At 63.3% G+C, this 18,293-nt stretch carries 16 protein-coding genes and 3 pseudogenes; 11 read left to right on the top strand and 8 right to left on the bottom strand.

The annotated features are described in order from the left end of the window. Positions 1–138: 138 nt before the first annotated feature. The gene (locus tag FJ419_RS18570; protein ID WP_095768830.1) at positions 139–732 is read right to left on the bottom strand and encodes a DJ-1/PfpI family protein; all 594 of its coding nucleotides are present in this window, start codon (positions 730–732) and stop codon (positions 139–141) included. 107 nt (positions 733–839) lie between these two features. Beyond that, positions 840–1,538 (bottom strand): GntR family transcriptional regulator, encoded by a 699-nt coding sequence (locus FJ419_RS18575; RefSeq protein ID WP_140696480.1) that lies wholly within the window; start codon positions 1,536–1,538, stop codon positions 840–842. A gap of 135 nt (positions 1,539–1,673) precedes the next feature. Here FJ419_RS18575 and FJ419_RS18580 point away from each other — a divergent pair, with 135 nt between their 5' ends. Genes FJ419_RS18580 through FJ419_RS18590 form a run of 3 tightly spaced genes read left to right on the top strand, consistent with a single transcriptional unit; the run spans position 1,674 to position 5,228 of the window. Beyond that, complete coding sequence (locus tag FJ419_RS18580; RefSeq protein WP_140696483.1) at positions 1,674–2,900, top strand: iron-containing alcohol dehydrogenase; 1,227 nt, start codon at positions 1,674–1,676, stop codon at positions 2,898–2,900. A 17-nt stretch (positions 2,901–2,917) separates the two neighbouring features. Further along, complete coding sequence (locus tag FJ419_RS18585; RefSeq protein WP_140696779.1) at positions 2,918–4,402, top strand: NAD-dependent succinate-semialdehyde dehydrogenase; 1,485 nt, start codon at positions 2,918–2,920, stop codon at positions 4,400–4,402. Between the two features lie 10 nt (positions 4,403–4,412). Next, the gene (locus FJ419_RS18590; protein WP_140696486.1) at positions 4,413–5,228 is read left to right on the top strand and encodes an alpha/beta hydrolase; all 816 of its coding nucleotides are present in this window, start codon (positions 4,413–4,415) and stop codon (positions 5,226–5,228) included. Between the two features lie 88 nt (positions 5,229–5,316). Here the strand turns inward: FJ419_RS18590 and FJ419_RS18595 are convergent, their stop codons facing one another. Further along, positions 5,317–7,809, bottom strand: coding sequence for a DEAD/DEAH box helicase (locus FJ419_RS18595; protein WP_246679243.1), 2,493 nt, complete (start codon positions 7,807–7,809; stop codon positions 5,317–5,319). Positions 7,810–8,273: 464 nt separating this feature from the next. Between FJ419_RS18595 and FJ419_RS18600 the strand changes: the two genes are divergently transcribed. The 5 genes and pseudogenes from FJ419_RS18600 (at position 8,274) to FJ419_RS18620 (ending at position 12,997) form a co-directional block, all read left to right on the top strand. Then, a complete protein-coding gene (locus FJ419_RS18600) occupies positions 8,274–8,939 on the top strand; it encodes a metalloregulator ArsR/SmtB family transcription factor (RefSeq protein WP_140696493.1) in 666 nt (221 codons plus the stop codon). 223 nt (positions 8,940–9,162) lie between these two features. Then, a complete protein-coding gene (locus FJ419_RS18605) occupies positions 9,163–10,569 on the top strand; it encodes an MFS transporter (RefSeq protein ID WP_140696496.1) in 1,407 nt (468 codons plus the stop codon). Next, the gene (locus FJ419_RS18610) at positions 10,566–11,063 is read left to right on the top strand and encodes a DUF2938 domain-containing protein (RefSeq protein WP_246679244.1); all 498 of its coding nucleotides are present in this window, start codon (positions 10,566–10,568) and stop codon (positions 11,061–11,063) included. Before FJ419_RS18605 ends, FJ419_RS18610 begins: the two co-directional genes overlap by 4 nt. A gap of 310 nt (positions 11,064–11,373) precedes the next feature. Continuing rightward, positions 11,374–11,937, top strand: a pseudogene (locus FJ419_RS31580) (epoxide hydrolase N-terminal domain-containing protein); the annotation flags it as partial. A gap of 667 nt (positions 11,938–12,604) precedes the next feature. Then, complete coding sequence (locus FJ419_RS18620; protein WP_140696502.1) at positions 12,605–12,997, top strand: nuclear transport factor 2 family protein; 393 nt, start codon at positions 12,605–12,607, stop codon at positions 12,995–12,997. Here the strand turns inward: FJ419_RS18620 and FJ419_RS31450 are convergent. After that, entirely contained in the window at positions 12,994–13,116 is a 123-nt protein-coding gene (locus FJ419_RS31450; RefSeq protein ID WP_281405826.1) for a hypothetical protein, read from the bottom strand. The genes FJ419_RS18620 and FJ419_RS31450 overlap by 4 nt on opposite strands. Before the next feature lie 38 nt (positions 13,117–13,154). On the opposite strand from FJ419_RS31450, the pseudogene FJ419_RS31200 reads away from it, so the two are divergent. After that, positions 13,155–13,250, top strand: a pseudogene (locus FJ419_RS31200) (DUF736 domain-containing protein); the annotation flags it as partial. A gap of 112 nt (positions 13,251–13,362) precedes the next feature. Here the strand turns inward: FJ419_RS31200 and FJ419_RS18635 are convergent. The 3 genes from FJ419_RS18635 to FJ419_RS18645 all read right to left on the bottom strand — a co-directional run bounded on the left by FJ419_RS18635 (position 13,363) and on the right by FJ419_RS18645 (position 15,156). After that, positions 13,363–13,800, bottom strand: a complete 438-nt coding sequence (locus FJ419_RS18635) for a DUF302 domain-containing protein (RefSeq protein WP_140542248.1) — start codon at positions 13,798–13,800, stop codon at positions 13,363–13,365. 2 nt (positions 13,801–13,802) lie between these two features. Then, positions 13,803–14,159: a carboxymuconolactone decarboxylase family protein gene (locus FJ419_RS18640; protein ID WP_140696783.1), complete on the bottom strand. Its 357-nt coding sequence runs from the start codon at positions 14,157–14,159 to the stop codon at positions 13,803–13,805. A 91-nt stretch (positions 14,160–14,250) separates the two neighbouring features. Then, the gene (locus FJ419_RS18645) at positions 14,251–15,156 is read right to left on the bottom strand and encodes a LysR family transcriptional regulator (protein WP_181170748.1); all 906 of its coding nucleotides are present in this window, start codon (positions 15,154–15,156) and stop codon (positions 14,251–14,253) included. 421 nt (positions 15,157–15,577) lie between these two features. Between FJ419_RS18645 and FJ419_RS18650 the strand changes: the two are divergent. Next, a pseudogene (locus FJ419_RS18650) lies at positions 15,578–16,298 on the top strand (SDR family oxidoreductase). 92 nt (positions 16,299–16,390) lie between these two features. Here the strand turns inward: FJ419_RS18650 and FJ419_RS18655 are convergent. After that, the gene (locus FJ419_RS18655; protein ID WP_140696511.1) at positions 16,391–17,287 is read right to left on the bottom strand and encodes a LysR family transcriptional regulator; all 897 of its coding nucleotides are present in this window, start codon (positions 17,285–17,287) and stop codon (positions 16,391–16,393) included. A 226-nt stretch (positions 17,288–17,513) separates the two neighbouring features. Between FJ419_RS18655 and FJ419_RS18660 the strand changes: the two genes are divergently transcribed. After that, positions 17,514–18,248, top strand: a complete 735-nt coding sequence (locus tag FJ419_RS18660; RefSeq protein ID WP_140696514.1) for an SDR family oxidoreductase — start codon at positions 17,514–17,516, stop codon at positions 18,246–18,248. Positions 18,249–18,293 lie beyond the last annotated feature (45 nt).

The raw sequence follows: 18,293 nt of genomic DNA on the forward strand, positions 1-18,293 counted from the left end.
GCGCTTCGCACTTAAATCGAAGGACGTCGCGGCCTTGGCAAAGGCCGCGGGAAACTCGCGGCGGTCCGACACGAACCGGGACCGCCGCTGCATTTGTGCCAGGTCGCCCGCCTTCTCAAGCGCAGCGGTCGGCAGTGGCTAGTTATGGTGGATTTCCGTGCCCAGCACCTTCAGACACTCACGAATGAAGGCGGCAAGTGCGGTCCATCCTTTGGCCGAAACCATCGTGCCGTCTACATAGGCGTCGGTGGGCGAGAGGTCGATATAGGTGCCGCCCGCAAGGGTGACCTCCGGCTCGCAGGCCGCCAGCGCACCGACCTTCTTGCCGCGCACGACACCGTCCACCGCTATCAGAATCTGCACGCCGTGGCAGATCGTGAAGATCGGCTTCCCGGTCTCATGGAAGTGGCGGACCATGGCCTGAACGCGCTTGTCGGTGCGGATGTATTCCGGCCCGCGGCCGCCGGCGCAGTAGACCGCATCATACTGGTCGATCTGCCTTTCCGCCTCGGAAAACGTCTTGTTGATCAGCGCGTAGTGTCCGGGCTTCTCGGTATAGGTCTGGTCGCCTTCAAAGTCGTGCAGCGAGGTCTTGATCCGGTCTCCGGCGTTCTTGTCGGGGCACACGACATGGATGGTGTGGCCTACGGCTTCCATCGCCTGCTGATAGACGAAGATTTCGTACTCCTCGGTGAACTCTCCGGTCAGCATCAGTATCTTCTTGGCTGGCATGGTCTTCCTCTCGGTTTGCGTGGCAGTGCAAGGCGCCTTGGGTTTTGGGCATCGGATTGTGGATGTCAGCAAAGGGCATGTTTCACCCGCCTGGAACGTCCGGCTGCCTATTCGAACGCAGGCAGGAGCCTGTCGCGCGAGTTCTCGATGTGCACCCGCATCGCCCTTCGCGCCGCGTTCGCATCGCCGGCTGCGAAAGCCGAGAGAATGGCTTCGTGCTCGTCCAGCGCCTCCTCGGTTACGCGCGAGTGGTACATCAGCCGGAAAATGTGAAAATGCGTGTGCTGGTGGTTCAGCGTCTCGCGGATGATCTCGTTCTGCGCGAACTCCATGATCTTGTCATGGAAGATCGCATCCTGGCGGGCGAAGTTGGAATAGCGAAGGCGCTCGTCCCTGCCCTCGCCGCGGGTCATGACCCCCGCCGCCTCTTGCAGGGCCGCCAGCCGGGCAGCGTCCAGGCCGGCCACTGCCTTGGCCGCGGCGGCAGGCTCAAGCAAAAGGCGCAACTCGTAAAGCTCGTCAAAACGTCGGCGTGTGATCTGCGGTGCGGCGCGATAGCCGATCAGATGGGTCTTGATCACCAGGCCTTCACCTTCCAGACGCCCGAGAGCCTCGCGGATCGGCGTATGCGAGACATCCAGTTCCCGGACGAGATTGTCCACGGTTATGCGGGATCCCGGCGCGATCCTGAGCGACATGAGTTGCTGGAAGATCGCCTCGTAGACGTCTCCCGCGAGGCTGTTCGCGCGCTGGATTCTGCCTGTCGGCCGCGCGTCGTCATCAAGCTTCACATCGGGGTTCTGCATCTTTTTGCCTCTTGACAGGAAGGAGCACTAACACGATGCTCCGGCCAATTCAATCCTATATCCTATACGATTTTATAACGGATACGCCTAAATGGAAGCGATGGATCGCCGAGCCATATTGGAAGAGCCCACTCGATGACCTTGTTCGCCGCAGCGCGATTGCCGCGTGAGATTCTGTTCGGCAAAGGCCAGCGCCAGGTGCTGCCGCACGTCGCATCCAGGCATGGCAAGCGCGCGCTCGTCTGCACGGACGAGCGCTTCGCGGCAACGGCCATATTCGGCGAGATGATGGCCGCGCTGCGGAATGCCTCGGTTGAAATCCTTGTCCATGACCGCACGCTGCCGGACGTGCCCCGGGACAGCGTCGCGGTCTGCGTTGCCGAAGCGAAGGATTTCAAACCCGACATGGTGGTCGGGATCGGCGGTGGAAGTTGCCTCGACATGGCCAAATGCGCGGCGCTGCTGATCAGTCATGGCGGCAGGCTTCAGGACTATTATGGTGAGTTCAAGGTCCCAGGCCCAACGCTGCCGTTGATTGCCGTGCCGACGACCGCCGGCACCGGCTCGGAGGTGACGCCCGTAGCCGTCATTTCCGATCCGGAGCGCCTGCTGAAGGTCGGCATTTCAAGTCCCCATCTCATCGCCGCCGTCGCGCTGTGCGACCCGGAGCTGACCGCGACCTGCCCGCCCGCGCTCACCGCAATTGCCGGCGCCGATGCCCTGACGCACGCCATCGAAGCCTTTACGGCGGCGAGACGCGGAACCGATCCAAAACTGCCGCAGCAGCACGTCTTTGTCGGCAAGAGCGCGCTCACCGACCATTTCGCGCTATTGGCCGTCAAGCTTCTTGGCCGCAGCCTGGAAAGAGCCTACCGGGACGGTGCGGACGAGGATGCACGCGCCGATGTGATGATGGGCGCCTTGGCGGCCGGCTGCGCCTTCGGCACGGCCGGAACGGCTGCCGCCCATGCCGTGCAATATCCGGTTGGCGCGCTCACCCACACGCCGCATGGGTTGGGGGTGGCGACCATGCTTCCCTATGTGATGAACTACAACTTGCCCGCCGCCGCCAGCGAGTTTGCCGAGGTTGGCGCCGCGCTCGGTCTGCCCCAGGCGGACATTGAACTCAAGGACAGGGCTTCCGCGACCATCGCAGAGGTCTCACGGCTTTTCGGCGCGATCGGCATCACACGCACGCTGGCCGAGCTGGGCTTACCTGCCGGCAAGATCGAGTGGACTGCCGAGCAGGCGCTCGGCATCGACCGCCTGATCAAGAACAACCCCCGCCCTTTCGACGCCGCCGCGATGCGACGGCTGGTGCAAGCGGCCTATGACGGCGACATGCCCGCCGTTCTGATGTGAAACAGGAGACAGACCTCATGAACGCTTCTCCAGGGCTTTTGGATGAGGAGGACATCTCCGAATATGCCACGTTCTCACACGGGCTCTATATCGGCGGGCAATGGCGGCCCTCATCGGACGGGCGCGTTATCGAGGTGGTCGATCCATCGACGGAATCCGTCATCGCGGCTGTTCCCGATGCTACGCTCGCTGACGCCGCGGCCGCCGTCGACGCCGCGGCCAAGGCGGCGGCGGCCTGGCGCGAAACCGCCCCACGCAAACGGTCGGAGATACTGAGACGTTGCTTCGAGCTGATGACCGAGCGGGCGGAGACGCTGGCCGTGCTGATTTCGCTGGAGAACGGCAAGGCGCTACGCGATGCACGCGGCGAAGTCGCTTATGCGGCCGAGTTCTTTCGGTGGAATGCCGAGGAAGCGGTTCGCATCAGCGGCGAGTTCGGCCTTGCGCCTTCTGGAGCAAACCGTATCGTCGTCGACTACCAGCCGATAGGCATATGCGTGCTGATCACGCCATGGAATTTTCCAGCTGCCATGGCTACACGCAAGATCGCGCCGGCGCTTGCGGCCGGTTGTACCGTGATCCTGAAGCCCGCCAGCGAAACGCCGCTGACTGCCTATGCGCTTGCCGCGCTGTATGAGGACGCCGGCGTCCCGCCCGGTGTCGTCAACGTTCTCACCACGTCCAATCCGGGACCATTGACCGCTGCCATGCTGGCCGACCCGCGAGTGCGCAAACTCTCGTTCACCGGCTCCACCGGCGTTGGGCGCGTTCTTCTGGCCGAAGCCGCCAGGCACGTCATCTCCTGTTCGATGGAGCTTGGCGGCAACGCTCCCTTTGTCGTGTTCGACGACGCCGACCTGGAGGCCGCGCTCGACGGAGCGATGATTGCCAAAATGCGGAACGCCGGCGAAGCATGCACCGCCGCCAACCGGCTTTATGTCCAAGGGGGTATCCATGATGCGTTCGCGGAGGGACTGCGCAAGCGCATGGCCGCCCTCAAGGTAGGCCCCGGCACGGACGTCGAGACCGAATGCGGCCCGATGATCACTCGCAAGGCCATCGAGAAAATCGACCGGCTCGTCAAAGACGCGGTTCGTCGCGGTGCAAAGGTGCTGTGCGGAGGCGCAGCCTCGGATGACAAGGGCTATTTCTACCCGCCGACGGTTCTTTGCGACGTTGCCCCGGATGCGGAGATGGCGCACGAGGAAATATTCGGTCCCGTCGCTCCAATCATGCGCTTCAACGATGAGGCCGAAATCATTGAACGCGCCAATGACACCGAATACGGGTTGGCGGCCTACATCTATACGCGCGATCTGGCCAAGGGCATGCGCGTGGCATCAAGGATCGAGTCGGGTATGATCGCGCTGAACCGGGGCCTGATGTCCGACCCTGCGGCTCCCTTCGGCGGAGTCAAGCAGAGCGGCCTGGGACGCGAAGGCGGGCAAAAGCACGGTATCAGCGAGTTCCTGGAAGCCAAGTATATCGCCGTGACGATATGAGGGCACAGGCGTGACCAGGGATCCATTTCGCATCCGCGACCACGTTACGGAGTTCGATGATATCGTCGCCGAGATCGTTCGCCGCAGCGCGGAGACCCGGGCGAAAATCGAGAGCGTCGCCGAGGTCGCCTATGGACCGGACGCCGCCGAAACCATCGATATTTTCTTTCCCCAAGGAAAACGCGACCGCCTGCCGGTGCACATGTTCATCCATGGCGGCTACTGGCGCATGTTCTCCAAGCGCGATTATTCCTATGTCGCGGACACGGTGACGCGGGCGGGTGCGATCGCGATCATCGTCGACTATTCATTGATGCCCTCGGTGAGGATGGCCGCTATCGTCGAGCAGGTGCGCCGGGCCAAGCGTTGGGTGCTCGAGCACATCGCCGAGCATGGCGGCAATTGCGGCCGGCTGACGATCAGCGGGCACTCCGCCGGCGCCCATCTAGCGACGATGCTGTTCAACGATGACGGCCGATCATCAAGCGTCAAAGGCGCGCTGCTGCTTGGCGGCTTGTACGAGTTGAAGCCTCTGCAGACCTCCTTCCTTGCCGCCGAGATCGCCATCACGGACGAGGAGGCTGCCAGCCTGTCGCCGCTGACACATCGCTTCGATCCCTCCGTAGAGGTCGAGATTGCAGTTGGAGCCGAGGAAACGCCGCCGTTCCACAGCCAGGCCGAGGCATTTGCGAAGCATCTGCGAAAGCAAGGGCTGGCAGTCTCTCAAACCGCCCTCTCCGGTGCCAATCACATGAGCAGCGTTCGCGATCTTGGAGTGAGTGGAACCGAGGCATCGGATCATCTGGCCAAGCTCATCGCCACATAGAGCCTCATCCAGATATCCCGGCCAATGGCTAATTGGCCGACGCCGGAGACCGGCGCATGATTGCCTTGGCGGCGATCTCGGCCGCCGGCTACGCAGTCCTGCCCCGCAGGCTGTCGGCGAAGGAGGACAGCGCATCGGCGAGTTGCCGCGCGGTCTCCGGCGGCGGCAGCGGCATTTTCAGGCTCCGCACGCCGGTTGCCGAATCGCGTTCGATCCATGGATGCGCCGGAGCCTTGGGATCGTTGGCGGCCGCCAGAGCGGCAACGAATTGCGCACCCACCTGCGCCAAGGCTAGCCACGGATCGGAACCGGGATCGCCCCGCGGCACCATAGGCCCGTTCGCATGCGCAACATCGCCGGCATCGATATCCGAATCCGCCTTCGAGTCTACCGCAGGTCCTGTGTTGTCGGCAGCGGCAATGCTGTTTCCGACCTCTTCCGCCGGCGTCACGGCCTCGCTTTCACCCATGCTCCCGGTGACGTTCTCCACCTCCTTCATGAAGCGATTGAGACGCGAGCCGCCCAGCGAAATCTCGCCGCTGCCACCGTCGAGAATTCCAGCCGACAGCGAGCGCTTGAACGCCAGCACCGACAGCATCCCCTCCTCGATGGTGCCCTTAGCGACGAAATTGATGACCCGCACCGGCCGTGTCTGACCCATGCGATGGATGCGTGCGATGCGCTGCTCGAGTACGGCCGGGTTCCACGGCAGGTCCATGTTCACGAGAGTCGAGGCATGCTGCAGATTGAGGCCCGTGCTGCCGGCATCGGTGGACAGGAACACGCGACAGGCGGGGTCGTGACGAAATCGCTCGACCAGCGCTGGCCGCTTGTCCGACGGCACGCCGCCGTGGAAGCTGACATAGCCCAAGCCGCGCGCTTCGAGACGCCGGATGACGATGTCGTGGGTCCGCGTCCATTGCGAGAACACCACCGCCTTGGCTTTCGGCTCGGCGAACAGATCGTCGAACAGGGCCGCCAACTCATCGGCCTTGACGCCATGGTCTGTCTCCTGGTCCAGGAGATAGGTGCTGTTGCACGACATGCGCATATTCTGCAGCGCGCAGGTCAGCCGCCGCTGATCCTTGTCCGACAAGAATCGCGTCCTCCGCCAGCGCTGCACGATTTTCGCCACCACGTCGGCGTTTTCCTGGTGATGGAGCATCTGCATCTCCGTCATCGGCACCAGAAGATTCTGGTCGAGACGATGCGGCAATTGCTTCAGCACCTCGGATTTACGGCGGCGGATCATGATCGGCGCCAGTGTCTGACCAATCTTCTCAAGCCCGGTGTAGCCGGTCACGCGACCGCCTTCGTCCTTGACCTGGTGCTCGTGCAGCAGCTTCCAGGTCGGCCCCAGCCGGTGCTGATCGACGAACTGAACGATCGAGATCAGCTCTTCGAGCTTGTTCTCCAAGGGCGTCCCGCTCAGCACGATCGCATAGGGACTGTCGATGCGCTTCAAGGCCCGTGCAGCAATGGTGTTCCAGTTCTTCACCCGTTGCGCCTCGTCGACGATCACGAGATCGGGCGCCCAGTCGGCGATCAGATCAAGGTCGGGCTTGAGCTTCTCGTAATTCGTGATCTTGCAGAAATCGTCCAAACGATAGTCGTTCTGGCGCTGCGCCCGCCCGCCATTGATGACTCGCGCCGCGTTCTCGCCTTTCCTGCCGGAGAAACGCAGAATCTCGCTCTGCCACTGGTATTTGAGCGAGGTCGGACAGATCACGAGCACTTTTGTGACGCCGAAATGCCGGGCCAATATTTCCGCCGCTGCAATCGCCTGGATGGTCTTGCCCAGCCCCATGTCGTCGCCGATCAGCGCCCGGCCCGCCCGCACGGCGAACAAGGCGCCTTCGGCCTGATAGGGATAGAGCGGCACCGTGAGATGCTTTCCGACCTCGGGGTCGGCGGCCCCAAGCGGAAACAGTTCGTTGAGCTTAGCGGCGCGGCGCTCCGCATCGCGCCTTCCCGCGATGAAATCGAGCGCATCGTCATAGGCGCGGAACTCGTGGCCCGACTTCGATGCCATGGCCATGAAAGACTCGAGCTTGCCCAGGCGGTCGTCCGGCAGCATTCCGTCATGTTCGGCGTCGAACAATGCCGCGGCCGCCTCGCGCAACGCTGGTGGGCTGTCCGTTCCGGCGCGGAAATGGAGACGGCGCCTGCCGTCGTTGCGAAGATACAGCTCGGAAAACGCCGGCTGATAGCCGCGAGCAAACGCGGCCTTGGCGCCGCGCTTCTTCTCCAGCTTGGCGAGGGTAAACTCGATGTGCTTGCAGGTGCCGAGCTCGCTCGTCCCATAGTCGGGACATGAGCAGAAATTGCCACCGGGTCCCATGCCCCGGATCGCCACGCGGTAGCTCGATTTCGAGGCGGGATTGCTGACCCGAAACTCAGAGAAAAACGGTTCGCTGGTCAGATTCTCGAGCCCGAAGGCTTGCTCGCGGCCGAACTGGCGGCGCAAGCCGCGCTGCCAGTCCACAGGCGACAGATCGGCGGGCGCATGGCTACGCGAGAGCTTGGGTTCCCTGTTCGGCTTGATCGCCGACTTCGTGTTTCCGCGCTTGGATCTCATCATCTTGCATCCCATTCGACAAGTTGCGGTTGGGTCACCGACAGCTCCGTTTTCGTGCGTGGCGCCAGCGAGGCCGTTGCCTGATACGGTAGCGCGTTGATCTCACCGTGCAAATTTTTCCGCGCCCGAAGGAACCGGCGCGCCGATCCGTCAGAAAATCACGCTCTTGATTTCAAACACGAATTTGGACGATCTGCGGTTTGCTCGGTTTCAGCAACTATCGATACGATCAGTCGATTTTCTCCGCCCACAGGTCGCGAATCACCACGCTCGGCTTCGAACGACCGTCACGTCCGTACATCCGGTCAACTTTTGCCGGCCGGGGAGCGCCTGGATCAGGGCCTGGCCTATGGCGACCGCGAAGCTGGTTCGGAAGGACGGCACTATCTTCATCTCGCACGCGGGAAGGCTTGATTCCAGTTTCCATTCAAGGCATTAATTGATCAGTTGATCTTGTGAGCCGATCAATGATTAAAGGCAAGTTGCGGCAGGAGCGATTTTCGGATTTGGCCGACCTTGCGCGGGTTCTCGGGCATGCGCACCGGCTGGTCTTGCTCGAGCATATTGCCCAGGGCGAGCGCTCCGTCGAGCGGTTGGCTGAGCTCGCCGGTCTCTCGATAGCCAATGCCTCGCAGCACCTTCAAAGTTTGCGCAGAGCAGGGCTCGTCCAGACGCGCCGAGACGGCAACCATGTGCTCTATCGACTGGGAGACGGTCCTCTTGAAGCTGTGCTGGCTGGCTTACGGGCGTATGCCCACTATCAACGGCGGGAGATTTGGCAACTCGCGGCCGATCCCGAGAATGCCGACGGTAAATCGGACTCGATCTCTCGCGAGGAATTGCTTGAGCGGCTTGCTGAAGGAGCGGTAACTCTGCTCGATGTGCGGCCGCACGAGGAATACACGCTCGGTCATCTTCCCGGTTCCCTCAACATTCCTGTCGATCAGTTGAAAGAGCGGCTCTCCGAGTTGCCCCGCCGCAAGGAGATCGTTGCATATTGTCGGGGTCCTTACTGCGTACTTTCGTCAGAGGCCGCCTCATTTCTGAAAGCCAAGGGTTTTCGCGTGCGGCGGCTTGATGCCGGCTTTCCAGATTGGAGGGCGGCAGGCCTCGCCGTCGAGGTGGCCGACTGATTGGCCGGCCTCCGCAATCCTGTTGAAAGCCTACATGGCCAGTTCGATTGAGGCCGCCCGGCTTGGGCTCCGGCCGTTCCGCTTGTTTCTCGACAACGCAGCAATCTGACGCAAACGGCCTGAGGGGCTTGACGAGGCTCGGCAACTATTCAATAATTCACTTGAATAGTTGATAAGAACGGCTGCCTTGCTTTGCAGGCCGGGCGCGCCGCCGGAGAATGCCATGTCCCAGTCGACAGCGACCACGAATGCCCACGTCGGGCCCGCATCGAAGAGTCGGGTGGCTTTTGCGGTTCTTGCCACCGTCCAGGCGACGCTGATCTTCACGATTGCGCTCATCATGATTCCGCTGCCGAAGATCGCCGCCGAATTTGCGTTGTCGGAATCCCAAATTCTCCTGCTGCAAGTCGCATATGGCTTGCCGTTCAGCGGACTGCTCCTGTTCGGTGGCCGGCTTACAGATCTGTTGGCAGCGCGGCGCATGTTCACGCTCGGTCTGATATTGTTCGGAGCCGCATCGCTCGCGGCTGCGCTGGCGCCCCGTTTCGAGGTGCTCATCGCCATGCGCTTTCTACAGGGCGTGGGAGGCGCGATCATCGCCCCGGCCGCACTCGGGCTGGTTCGATCGCTTTTTCCTGACGTGGCCGCCTTCGGGCGCGCCATGGCCATATGGGGCGGCGTGTCGGTGCTAGGCGCGATTTTGGGGTTCATTTCCTCCGGAATGATAACAAGCTTCATCAGCTGGCGTTGGATGTTCAGCGTGCCTATTGCTGCGGCGCTGCTGGGGCTCGCGGTCAGCGCGTTTATGCTGCCAGCGAGCGCGACAGCCGAAAAGGCAAAGCGGCCCGGTCTTGATCCTCTGGGAGCGCTGCTCGGGACGGCGGGCATAGCCCTCACAAGCTATGGATTGATTGCCAGTCTTGGAATGAGTTGGAACTCCCGCGACGTGTGGGGGCCGCTGGCCGCCGGAAGTGTTCTTATCCTTCTCTTCTTCGTAACGGAGCGCAATGTACGCAGTCCGTTGCTCCCGCCCATCTTTCTCAAGGACGCCGTGCGCCTCGTCGGTCTCGGCGGAATGTTGCTCGCGGCAGCGGGATCCCTGCTTATCGAGTTCGGGCTCCTCATCTATCTGCAAGAGAACCGCGGTTGGACGGCATTCGCGACGGCAGCTTCGTTCTTGCCATTCGCCGCAGCTCTCATCGCGACCAATTTCCTAGCCGCTTCCATTGTGGGCAAGTTCGGGGCGAAGGCCACTGCGGTCGCGGGCTTCCTGATCGGCGCGTGCGCGTTTGGTTGGCTTGCTGCGCTCGATCGCGAGACGGCATATGCCTCTGTCTTGCTACCGGCCCAGGTTCTGCTTGCAATCGGGATGTCGCTGATCTTTTCCGGCGCTGCAGTCATGTCGACAGAGAACGTCCCGCCAGATCAGATGGGTCTCGCCGGCGGGGTGATGAACACCGCCATGGAACTCGGCCCCACTGTGGGTTTCGCGTTTCTGATGGCTGTCGCGGCAACGCGCAGCGACGCCGTGCAGGGTTATGCATTCGCGTTCGGTGTCGCGGCGGCGACCTACATTGTCGGCGGTTTGCTGGCTCTGCGCGTCCGAAGGGGAGGAGCATGCACCTCGTGACCTACGAAATCATTGTCCGTGCGGCTCTTGTGAGGATTGGTGCCACGCTGCTGATGGATCTGTGGGGCGCGCTTCTTAAGCGAGGCTTTGGCGTCCCCACGCTCAATTACGCAATGGTCGGTCGATGGCTTGGGCACATGTGCTCCGGCCGGTTCATCCACGCCAGCATCACCGCTGCGCCTCCCCTAGCCGGCGAGCAGGTTATTGGATGGGTCGCGCACTACGCGATTGGAATTATGTTCGCCGCAGTGGTCATCGCGGTGTTCGGGGTGGAGTGGGCTCGTCAGCCCTCCCTTGGCCCAGCCCTCGCGGTCGGCGTTGCTACGGTTATCGCACCATTCTTCCTCATGCAGCCAGGCATGGGGCTCGGAGTTGCCGCGTCAAGAACACCCAGTCCGAATGCGGCGCGCCTGCGCAGCCTTGCCACTCACGCCGTGTTTGGCATCGGACTCTATGGCTCCGCTTGGGCCCTGGCCCGAATGTTCCCGTCCTAAGCCGGCCCTTATCCAAAAAGATCGAGATGCGACGCGAACACGGAGACGAGACGGACGTCCTACAGGCGCGTCAGCAGCAGGCTCCCTCGGTCGCCAACCACCTCGATGATCGGGCAGCCCGATTTTAAATCCTCCCATATCGCATCGCTTCCATTTCAAGAGCAGTTGCATTTTGCTATCGGACCTGTTATTCCTCAACCGATTCCGAAATGCAATCAGCACGCCTATGGAGGACGAGATGGAGCCGTTCGCCAAGCCTCAACAGCACCTCCAATCACGCGCCATGTCCAGGCGCTTCTTCATGGCAGCCATGGCGACGGCGGCAGCGGCCAACCCCTTGCGGGCTCTAGCGGAGCCGCCGGTCCTTGAGCCCTTCCGCTTCCGCGCGCCGCAGGCGGCGCTTGATAATCTTCGAAGCCGGCTCGCGCGAGCGCGCTGGCCGGAGCAGGAGACAGTCTCAGGCTGGACGCAGGGTGTGCCCGAAGCGCGGCTGCGATCCTGGATCGATTACTGGCACAGCGGCTATGACTGGCGGCGCTGCGAAGCACGGCTCGACCGCTTCGATCAATACCGCGTGGAGATAGACGGCCTGGCCATCCACTTCCTGCATGTTCGGTCGCCGCATCCGGGCGCGCTGCCGCTGATCATCACGCACGGCTGGCCGAGCTCGGTGCTGGATTTCCTGAAGGTGATCGGACCGCTGACCGACCCCGTCGTCAACGGCGGCGAGGCGGGCGACGCGTTCGATCTCGTCATCCCGTCGCTTCCTGGATTCGCCTTCTCGGACAAGCCGGCCGCGCCCGGCTGGAATGCCCAGCGCATCGCACGCAGCTGGGCAACGCTCATGTCGAGGCTGGGCTACCGCCGGTACGGCGCTCAAGGCGGTGACTGGGGCGCGTTCGTCACGACGGCCATGGCCCAGCAGCGCGCACCGGGCCTCGTCGGCATCCATCTCAATTTTCCGCAAGTAATCCCCGACCAGATCCCAGCCGTGCTCTCCGCGGAGGAGCGCCGCGCCATCGACGCCATGTCGCGCTTTCAAAGCGAGGGCTTCGGCTACTTCGCGATGCAATCGACGCGACCTCAGACCATCGGCTATGCGCTCGCGGACTCGCCGGTCGGATGGGCGGCCTGGCTCTTCGACATCTTCCGTGCCGTCACCGACAACAAGGATGACCCGGAAGAAGCGTTGACGCGCGATGAGATGCTGGACCAGATCAGCCTCTACTGGCTGACCAACACCGCGGCATCATCGGCCCGGCTCTATTTTGAGCAGCGCGCACTGGCACCGAGAAACAACGCCGGTCCGGTCGATCTGCCGGTCGGATGCAGCATCTTCCCCCATGAAGTCTATCGCGCACCGCGCAGCTGGGCTGAGCGCATGTACCCCCAATCTCTTCTACTGGAACGAGATCGCGCGCGGCGGCCACTTCGCCGCGCTCGAACAACCGGCGCTATTCGTCGAGGAAATGCGGAGCTGCTTCCGCACGCTACGCCGGGCGTGACCCCATGGATCCAGATCTCGCAAGAGGAGATGTTCAATGACCCAACCGTCGAGTCTAGCAGAGGCCGTCCGCCGCTATTACCGCGCCTACGAGACCAAGGACCGCGAGGAAATCGAGGCGCTTCTTACCCCGGACTTCCGGTTCTCGAGCCCGCTCGATGATCGTATCGACCGGGCGACCTATTTCGCCAAGTGCTGGCCGAACAGCGAGCGCACCCGCTCGTTCGACATCAAGCGCCTGTGGGAACGGGATGGCGAGGTGTTCGTCCACTACGAGCTGACACCGATCAGCGGCGACAGCTTCCAGAACGCGGAGCTCCTCATCGGCGACAGCAACCGCATCCGCGAGGTGTTCGTGTTCTTCGGGCGCGGACGCGGCACGGTGGGCGACAACGCCACAACCGGGGGCCCTGCGGCTGCGATCGCCTAGGCTCGCACAAAGCGCTTGTCGATGGCGACCGCGACGCGATCGAACGGCCGATCGCTCCTGATTTCCATTTCACGAGCTCGCTCGACAACCGCATCGATCGGAAGATCTTCTTCGAGCATTGCCGGCCCAACCACAACGTCATTACAGGATACGAGCACAGCCGATCCGCGCGAACCTGTTCCAATCAACCGACGACAAATCCGCCTGCACACTGAACTGGAACCGCCCGCCCAAGCGCGGCGAGCGGGACTGAAGCATGCTCATCCTGCGCCACCATGCGGTCGGGCAGCCAAACACCGGCCGAGAGAGGTTGGCGCGCGCTGTCCTTGCGGTGTGTCCTGTCGGGCAGATTCGACTGCCGCGCGCTATTGCGTCAGCCGCCGGGCGATCAGCTCGTACAGCGCCGCGAACTCCCGCCCCAGCTCCGCCAGTCCGTCGTTTCTGTATTTCTCGAACAGCACGTCCGGCCTGAACCAACGCACCGTCACGTCCGGCCCTTCCTCGACGACCACCGCCTTCAGCGGCGCCTCGGGCAGCGCCAACGGGTCGGCGCCGAGGAGGCGCACCATGTAGCGGGGATGGAAGAACAGTATCTGCCGCGTGCGCCCGATCGCATAGCCGCCGCGCTTCAGGAGCATCTGCGGATCGATCTCGTGGATGATCCACAGGTCGTTGCCGAGAAGCTCGCCACGCACCGCTTCGATGGTTTGCTCGAACGACAGGCGGGATCGCACGACGTGCTGAAACGGGTGCTCGGCGCCCGGACGCCCATACGTGACGGCGAGAAGCTGCTGGTCGCTCATCGTCAGGCCACCTCGGTATTGCTGGACTGCCTGGCTGCGAAGGCGTCGAGCGCCCGCGCCGAATAGACCAGCGCGGCTCCGGCGTTGAGCGCGACGGCGACGCCGAGCGCTTCCGAGATTTCCTCGGGCGTCGCGCCGTGCTTCAGCGCGGCATCCGTATGGACGACGATGCAGCCATCGCAGCGCGCGGTGACCGCGACCGCGAGCGCAATCAGTTCCCTGATCTTCGGCGAGAGCCTGTGCGTCGCCTCGCCGGCGGCGCTGAGCGTCTTATAGCCCTTCAGCGTATCGGGGCTGAGCCTGCCGAGCTCGCCGATGCGGGCAAGCAGTTCCCTGTGGTAGGTGGTCCAGTCGATCATCATGGGCAGCTCCCTGGGGTTGGACGGTGCGGATGAGGACGAGACAAGCGCATTGAGTTGCCAAAGAGAATTGCCGATCCGCGCATGAAGCTCATGCGTTTGCGTTTGGCGGGTCTGCGGGATCGAGATCCCGCGCCCGCTTGCGCACCTCGGCGGCGAGTATCGTCGATACGGCCTGCACACGCGGACTGTGACGCGCATCGCCGTGGCTTCCCATCCAGACGTGCCGGCGCGGGACCGGCAAATGGACCCGTTCGAGGCCGACGGTCTCGTCACCGACCAGGCGCGGCAGGCAAGCAAGTCCTGCGCCGGCCGCGGCCGCTTGGGCCTGCACCTCTCGGCTGTCCGTGCGCAGCACGATATCGGCCGCGTGGGCCGTCTCGCCGAGCCAGGCCAGGTCCGCCACCCACCCCATCTCGGTCCGCATCGCGATGACCGAATGCCCTGCGAAGCCATCCCTCGGGTCAGGAACACCGCGGCCTTCGAGATAGGCGGGCGCGGCGTACAGTCCGAAGGCGACCCGGCCGAGCTTTCGTCGCACGACATCCTGCTGCTCGAACTCGACCAGCCGGAAAGCAATGTCGGCCTCGCGACGGGCGAGGTTCGCCTGGCGCGGCTCGCCGATCAGCTCGAGCGTGATGGCCGGATGTTGGCTTGATACTTCCGCCGCCGCTGCCGCGAGGACGCGCGCACAGAACCATTCGGCGGCGGTCACGCGAACGACACCTTGCAGACCTGCGTCACGGCCGGCCACCGTTCGCTCGATCGCCAGCGCCTCCGTCTCGACCCGCTCCAGCCGCTCGAGGATGGACAATCCGGCGTCGGTCAGGACGAGCGACCCGCCGTCCCGGCGAAACAGTCTCGCCCCGATCCGTTTCTGAAACGAGGCGATGCGCCGCCCGACGGTCGGCTGTGTCGTCTTCAATTGCCGCGCCGCGGCTGAGAGCGAGCCGCCGCGGGCAACAGCCAGCACGAATTTCAGGTCATCCCATTCCAACGATCTGCCCCTGCTGTGTTCTCGGCGCGCCGGCCTTCCATGCCGAGAACATGGCATCGGGGTTTCCGGTCCGAGAGGAAGCTTAAAATCGTCCACCCCGACTTCGTCAACACGGCCTAGCTATTCGAACCTGCTCGGTTTTGGGGACTATTGATAGCGATCGGACGATCTGTTGAAAAATTCTGATGACGATGGTGGTCTCAGGCTGACGAAAAAAGGACCACCAGCATCCATCTGCCTCGGTGTTCAGCGCCCGCACGATTACGAGCGCGAGTCCCAGGCGCGACAGAGCCGCGGAAACCCTCGGTTGGATGAGGCGTTCTTAATCCATGACCCGACGCATGAATTAGGTGCATGAATTATGAGCGAGCGCGTAGCTATCGTGACTGGTGCAGGACGCGGCCTTGGGCGCGCCATGACGATGGCTCTGCTAAGCGCAGGCCATCGCGTATTTTTGACGTCGACCGATATCGAGTCGCTCGACGAGACACGACGCGCGAGCGGAGCGGGCGAGCGCGCCGCCGTGAAGACTGCCGATCTCGGCAATGAACAAGAGCTGGCTGACCTGGTCGATGCCGCCATGCGCGCATTCGGGCGCGTCGATGTCCTTGTCAGCAATGCGGGCGTCCCAAACCCGCCGGTACAACGGCCTCTTGACGTCACACCGGATCAGTTCCGGCAGTTGTTCGAGATCAACACGCTTGCCTCGATCAATTTGATCCGTCACCCCCGACATGGTCGCGCGCAGATGGGGTCGGATCATCTTCATCTCCACCAGCCTCGATGCCATGCTCGAACCGGGTCATGTCGCGTATGGAATGACCAAGGCGGCTGGAGAAGCATTCATCGCGGCTCTCGCAACGTCGCTTCAGTCGACGGGCGTCACGGCCAACGTACTTTCGCCCGGCGGCGCAGTTGCAACGAGAATGGCGGCAGGTGTTGCGGACCCAAAGGCCCTGCTTCAGCCCGAAATCATGGCGGCGCCCGTTGTGTGGCTGGCGTCGGATGATTCGAATAACGCAACCGGCCGACGCTTCATCGCCGCGAAGTGGAGTATTGCGCTCAATCCCGCTCAAGCGGCGCAGGCCGCAAGCGCGCCGGCTGCATGGGGCGGCTATGGCGACAAAAGCGTCAAACCGTAAGAGACCGTAGCCGCTCAAAAAGTTCTTCGCCTTGAAGCCTCCCGTCGCCCGAACCGTCAGATGCGCAAGCGTCCCCGGCGACCTGCCGCGCGTCAGTCGCGCGATATGGACAGCCCCGCGAGAAGCGACGCGTGCGCGGCAAGCCTGCGGGATATGAACTCGGTGAAGAGCCGCACGCGCTTCGTCTTGCGGGACTCTCCCTGCGTGAGAAGCCAGAGCGTTCCGTACATGTGCAGGTCGGTTCCCGGCACCCTCACCAGCAGAGGGTCGGCATCTCCAACGAAGCACGGCAGCGTGGTCATCCCGAGCCCTTGCTGTACGGCAACGATCTGCGCCTCGCCATCCGTGGTCCTGAATGGAACCCCGGTGGTGCGAACCTCGCCGTCGCTCGCCCAATCCGGAATTCCATGAATGCTTATGACGATCCACCGGATGGGATCAGGCGCGCCCGCACGCCACGCGGCCAGTCGATCGCGAGACATGTAGACGCCGCCGAACACCTCCGGCCCCTTCAGGCCGTGAAGATTGAGCGGCAGGGTTTTGCGGTCGTAGACAACGCGGATTGCGACGTCGGCCTCCCGGTTGGTCAGATTCGCCAGCTCGCCGGACGACAAGATGTCCATCTCGATGTCCGGATGCAGACGCGCGAAATCGGCGAAGTCCGGCATGAGCAGGTGTGTCGCGAGGGGCGGCGCCAGCGTCACCCGCAGAAGCCCGCGCACGCTCTGGTCGCGCCCAAGGATGCGCGTCTCCAGCAGGTGCGACGACGCTTCCATCTGGTCCGCGAACTCGAGGACCTCCTCGCCCGCAGCCGTCAGGCGGTAGCCCGAAGGCAGCTTTTCGAACATGTGCACCCCGAGGCGCTCCTCGAGCTGGGCGATGCGTCGCAGCACGGTCGAGTGGTTCACGCCGAGGCGCTCAGCGGCAGCCCGCACGGAGCCTCCGCGCGCGGCGGCAAGAAAGTAGCGAACGTCATCCCAGTCGATCATGGTGCATTCCTGCCGCGGAGTGCGGTTTGCAAAGCCCGTTCTAACACGCTCAGCCGTGGTTCGCGCGGTCGTCGCGGCGTTCGATCATCTGACTGGATCGTTTTCGCACCACCGATGTGCGCGATTGCGCACTCACCGCCCGACTTCGGCGAACCCATCTCAAGGCTCTCGCGGGACTTCCCCGTACAGCCAAGGACACGAGACGGCGAAACGAAGGATGCATGACATGAACAGACTGAATGGAAAGACCGCCGTCATCACCGGCGGCGCCACCGGCATCGGCCGCGCCGCGGCAAAGCGCTTCATCGAGGAGGGCGCCTTCGTCTTCATCTTTGGCCGCCGGCAGGAAGCGCTCGACGCCACCGTGGCCGACCTCGGGCCCAGTGCCCGCGCGGTGAAGGGCTCGGTCTCGAATGGGGCCGACCTCGACCGGCTCTACGCGTCAGTGAAGGCCGAGCGCGGAAGCCTCGACATCGTCTTCGCCAATGCCGGGGCCGGCGGCCCGCTTCCGCTCGGCCAGATCACCGCCGCGCACATTGACGAAACCTTCGACACCAATGTGAAGGGTACGATCTTCACGGTTCAGAAGGCGCTGCCGCTGATGGGCCAGGGCGGCTCGATCATCCTGACCGGATCGAGCGCCGGCACCACGGGCGCCCCGGGATTCACTGCCTACAGCGCGAGCAAGGCGGCCGTGCGCAACCTCGCGCGGACCTGGGCGGAGGACCTGAAGGGCACAGGCATCCGCGTAAATGTGTTGTCGCCCGGGGCGACTGCGACCGAACTCGCGAAGGAGGCGCTAGGCGAGGAAGGCCAGAAGGCCTACGGCGCGATGACTCCGCTCCAGCGCATGGCCGATCCGGCGGAGATCGGGGCGGTGGCTGCGTTTCTCGCGTCGTCGGACAGCAGCTTCATGACCGCCAGCGAGGTCGCCGTCGACGGCGGCCTGGCGCAACTCTGACCCGCCTCGCACGGCCGATCACTCCACTGATCCCATTATTCGCAC

This window comes from Mesorhizobium sp. B2-6-2 (genome assembly GCF_006440615.1).
Taxonomy (GTDB): domain Bacteria; phylum Pseudomonadota; class Alphaproteobacteria; order Rhizobiales; family Rhizobiaceae; genus Mesorhizobium.

What these genes read in the sequence shown, in the direction of transcription:
- FJ419_RS18580 (WP_140696483.1), top strand. Translation starts at nt 1,674, where the DNA reads ATGACCTTGTTCGCCGCAGCGCGATTGCCGCGTGAGATTCTGTTCGGC.
- FJ419_RS18575 (WP_140696480.1), bottom strand. Translation starts at nt 1,538, where the DNA reads ATGCAGAACCCCGATGTGAAGCTTGATGACGACGCGCGGCCGACAGGC.
- FJ419_RS18620 (WP_140696502.1), top strand. Translation starts at nt 12,605, where the DNA reads ATGACCCAACCGTCGAGTCTAGCAGAGGCCGTCCGCCGCTATTACCGC.
- FJ419_RS18660 (WP_140696514.1), top strand. Translation starts at nt 17,514, where the DNA reads ATGAACAGACTGAATGGAAAGACCGCCGTCATCACCGGCGGCGCCACC.
- FJ419_RS18600 (WP_140696493.1), top strand. Translation starts at nt 8,274, where the DNA reads ATGATTAAAGGCAAGTTGCGGCAGGAGCGATTTTCGGATTTGGCCGAC.
- FJ419_RS18635 (WP_140542248.1), bottom strand. Translation starts at nt 13,800, where the DNA reads ATGAGCGACCAGCAGCTTCTCGCCGTCACGTATGGGCGTCCGGGCGCC.
- FJ419_RS31450 (WP_281405826.1), bottom strand. Translation starts at nt 13,116, where the DNA reads ATGCTCGAAGAAGATCTTCCGATCGATGCGGTTGTCGAGCGAGCTCGT.
- FJ419_RS18595 (WP_246679243.1), bottom strand. Translation starts at nt 7,809, where the DNA reads ATGATGAGATCCAAGCGCGGAAACACGAAGTCGGCGATCAAGCCGAAC.
- FJ419_RS18585 (WP_140696779.1), top strand. Translation starts at nt 2,918, where the DNA reads ATGAACGCTTCTCCAGGGCTTTTGGATGAGGAGGACATCTCCGAATAT.
- FJ419_RS18640 (WP_140696783.1), bottom strand. Translation starts at nt 14,159, where the DNA reads ATGATCGACTGGACCACCTACCACAGGGAACTGCTTGCCCGCATCGGC.
- FJ419_RS18570 (WP_095768830.1), bottom strand. Translation starts at nt 732, where the DNA reads ATGCCAGCCAAGAAGATACTGATGCTGACCGGAGAGTTCACCGAGGAG.
- FJ419_RS18655 (WP_140696511.1), bottom strand. Translation starts at nt 17,287, where the DNA reads ATGATCGACTGGGATGACGTTCGCTACTTTCTTGCCGCCGCGCGCGGA.
- FJ419_RS18605 (WP_140696496.1), top strand. Translation starts at nt 9,163, where the DNA reads ATGTCCCAGTCGACAGCGACCACGAATGCCCACGTCGGGCCCGCATCG.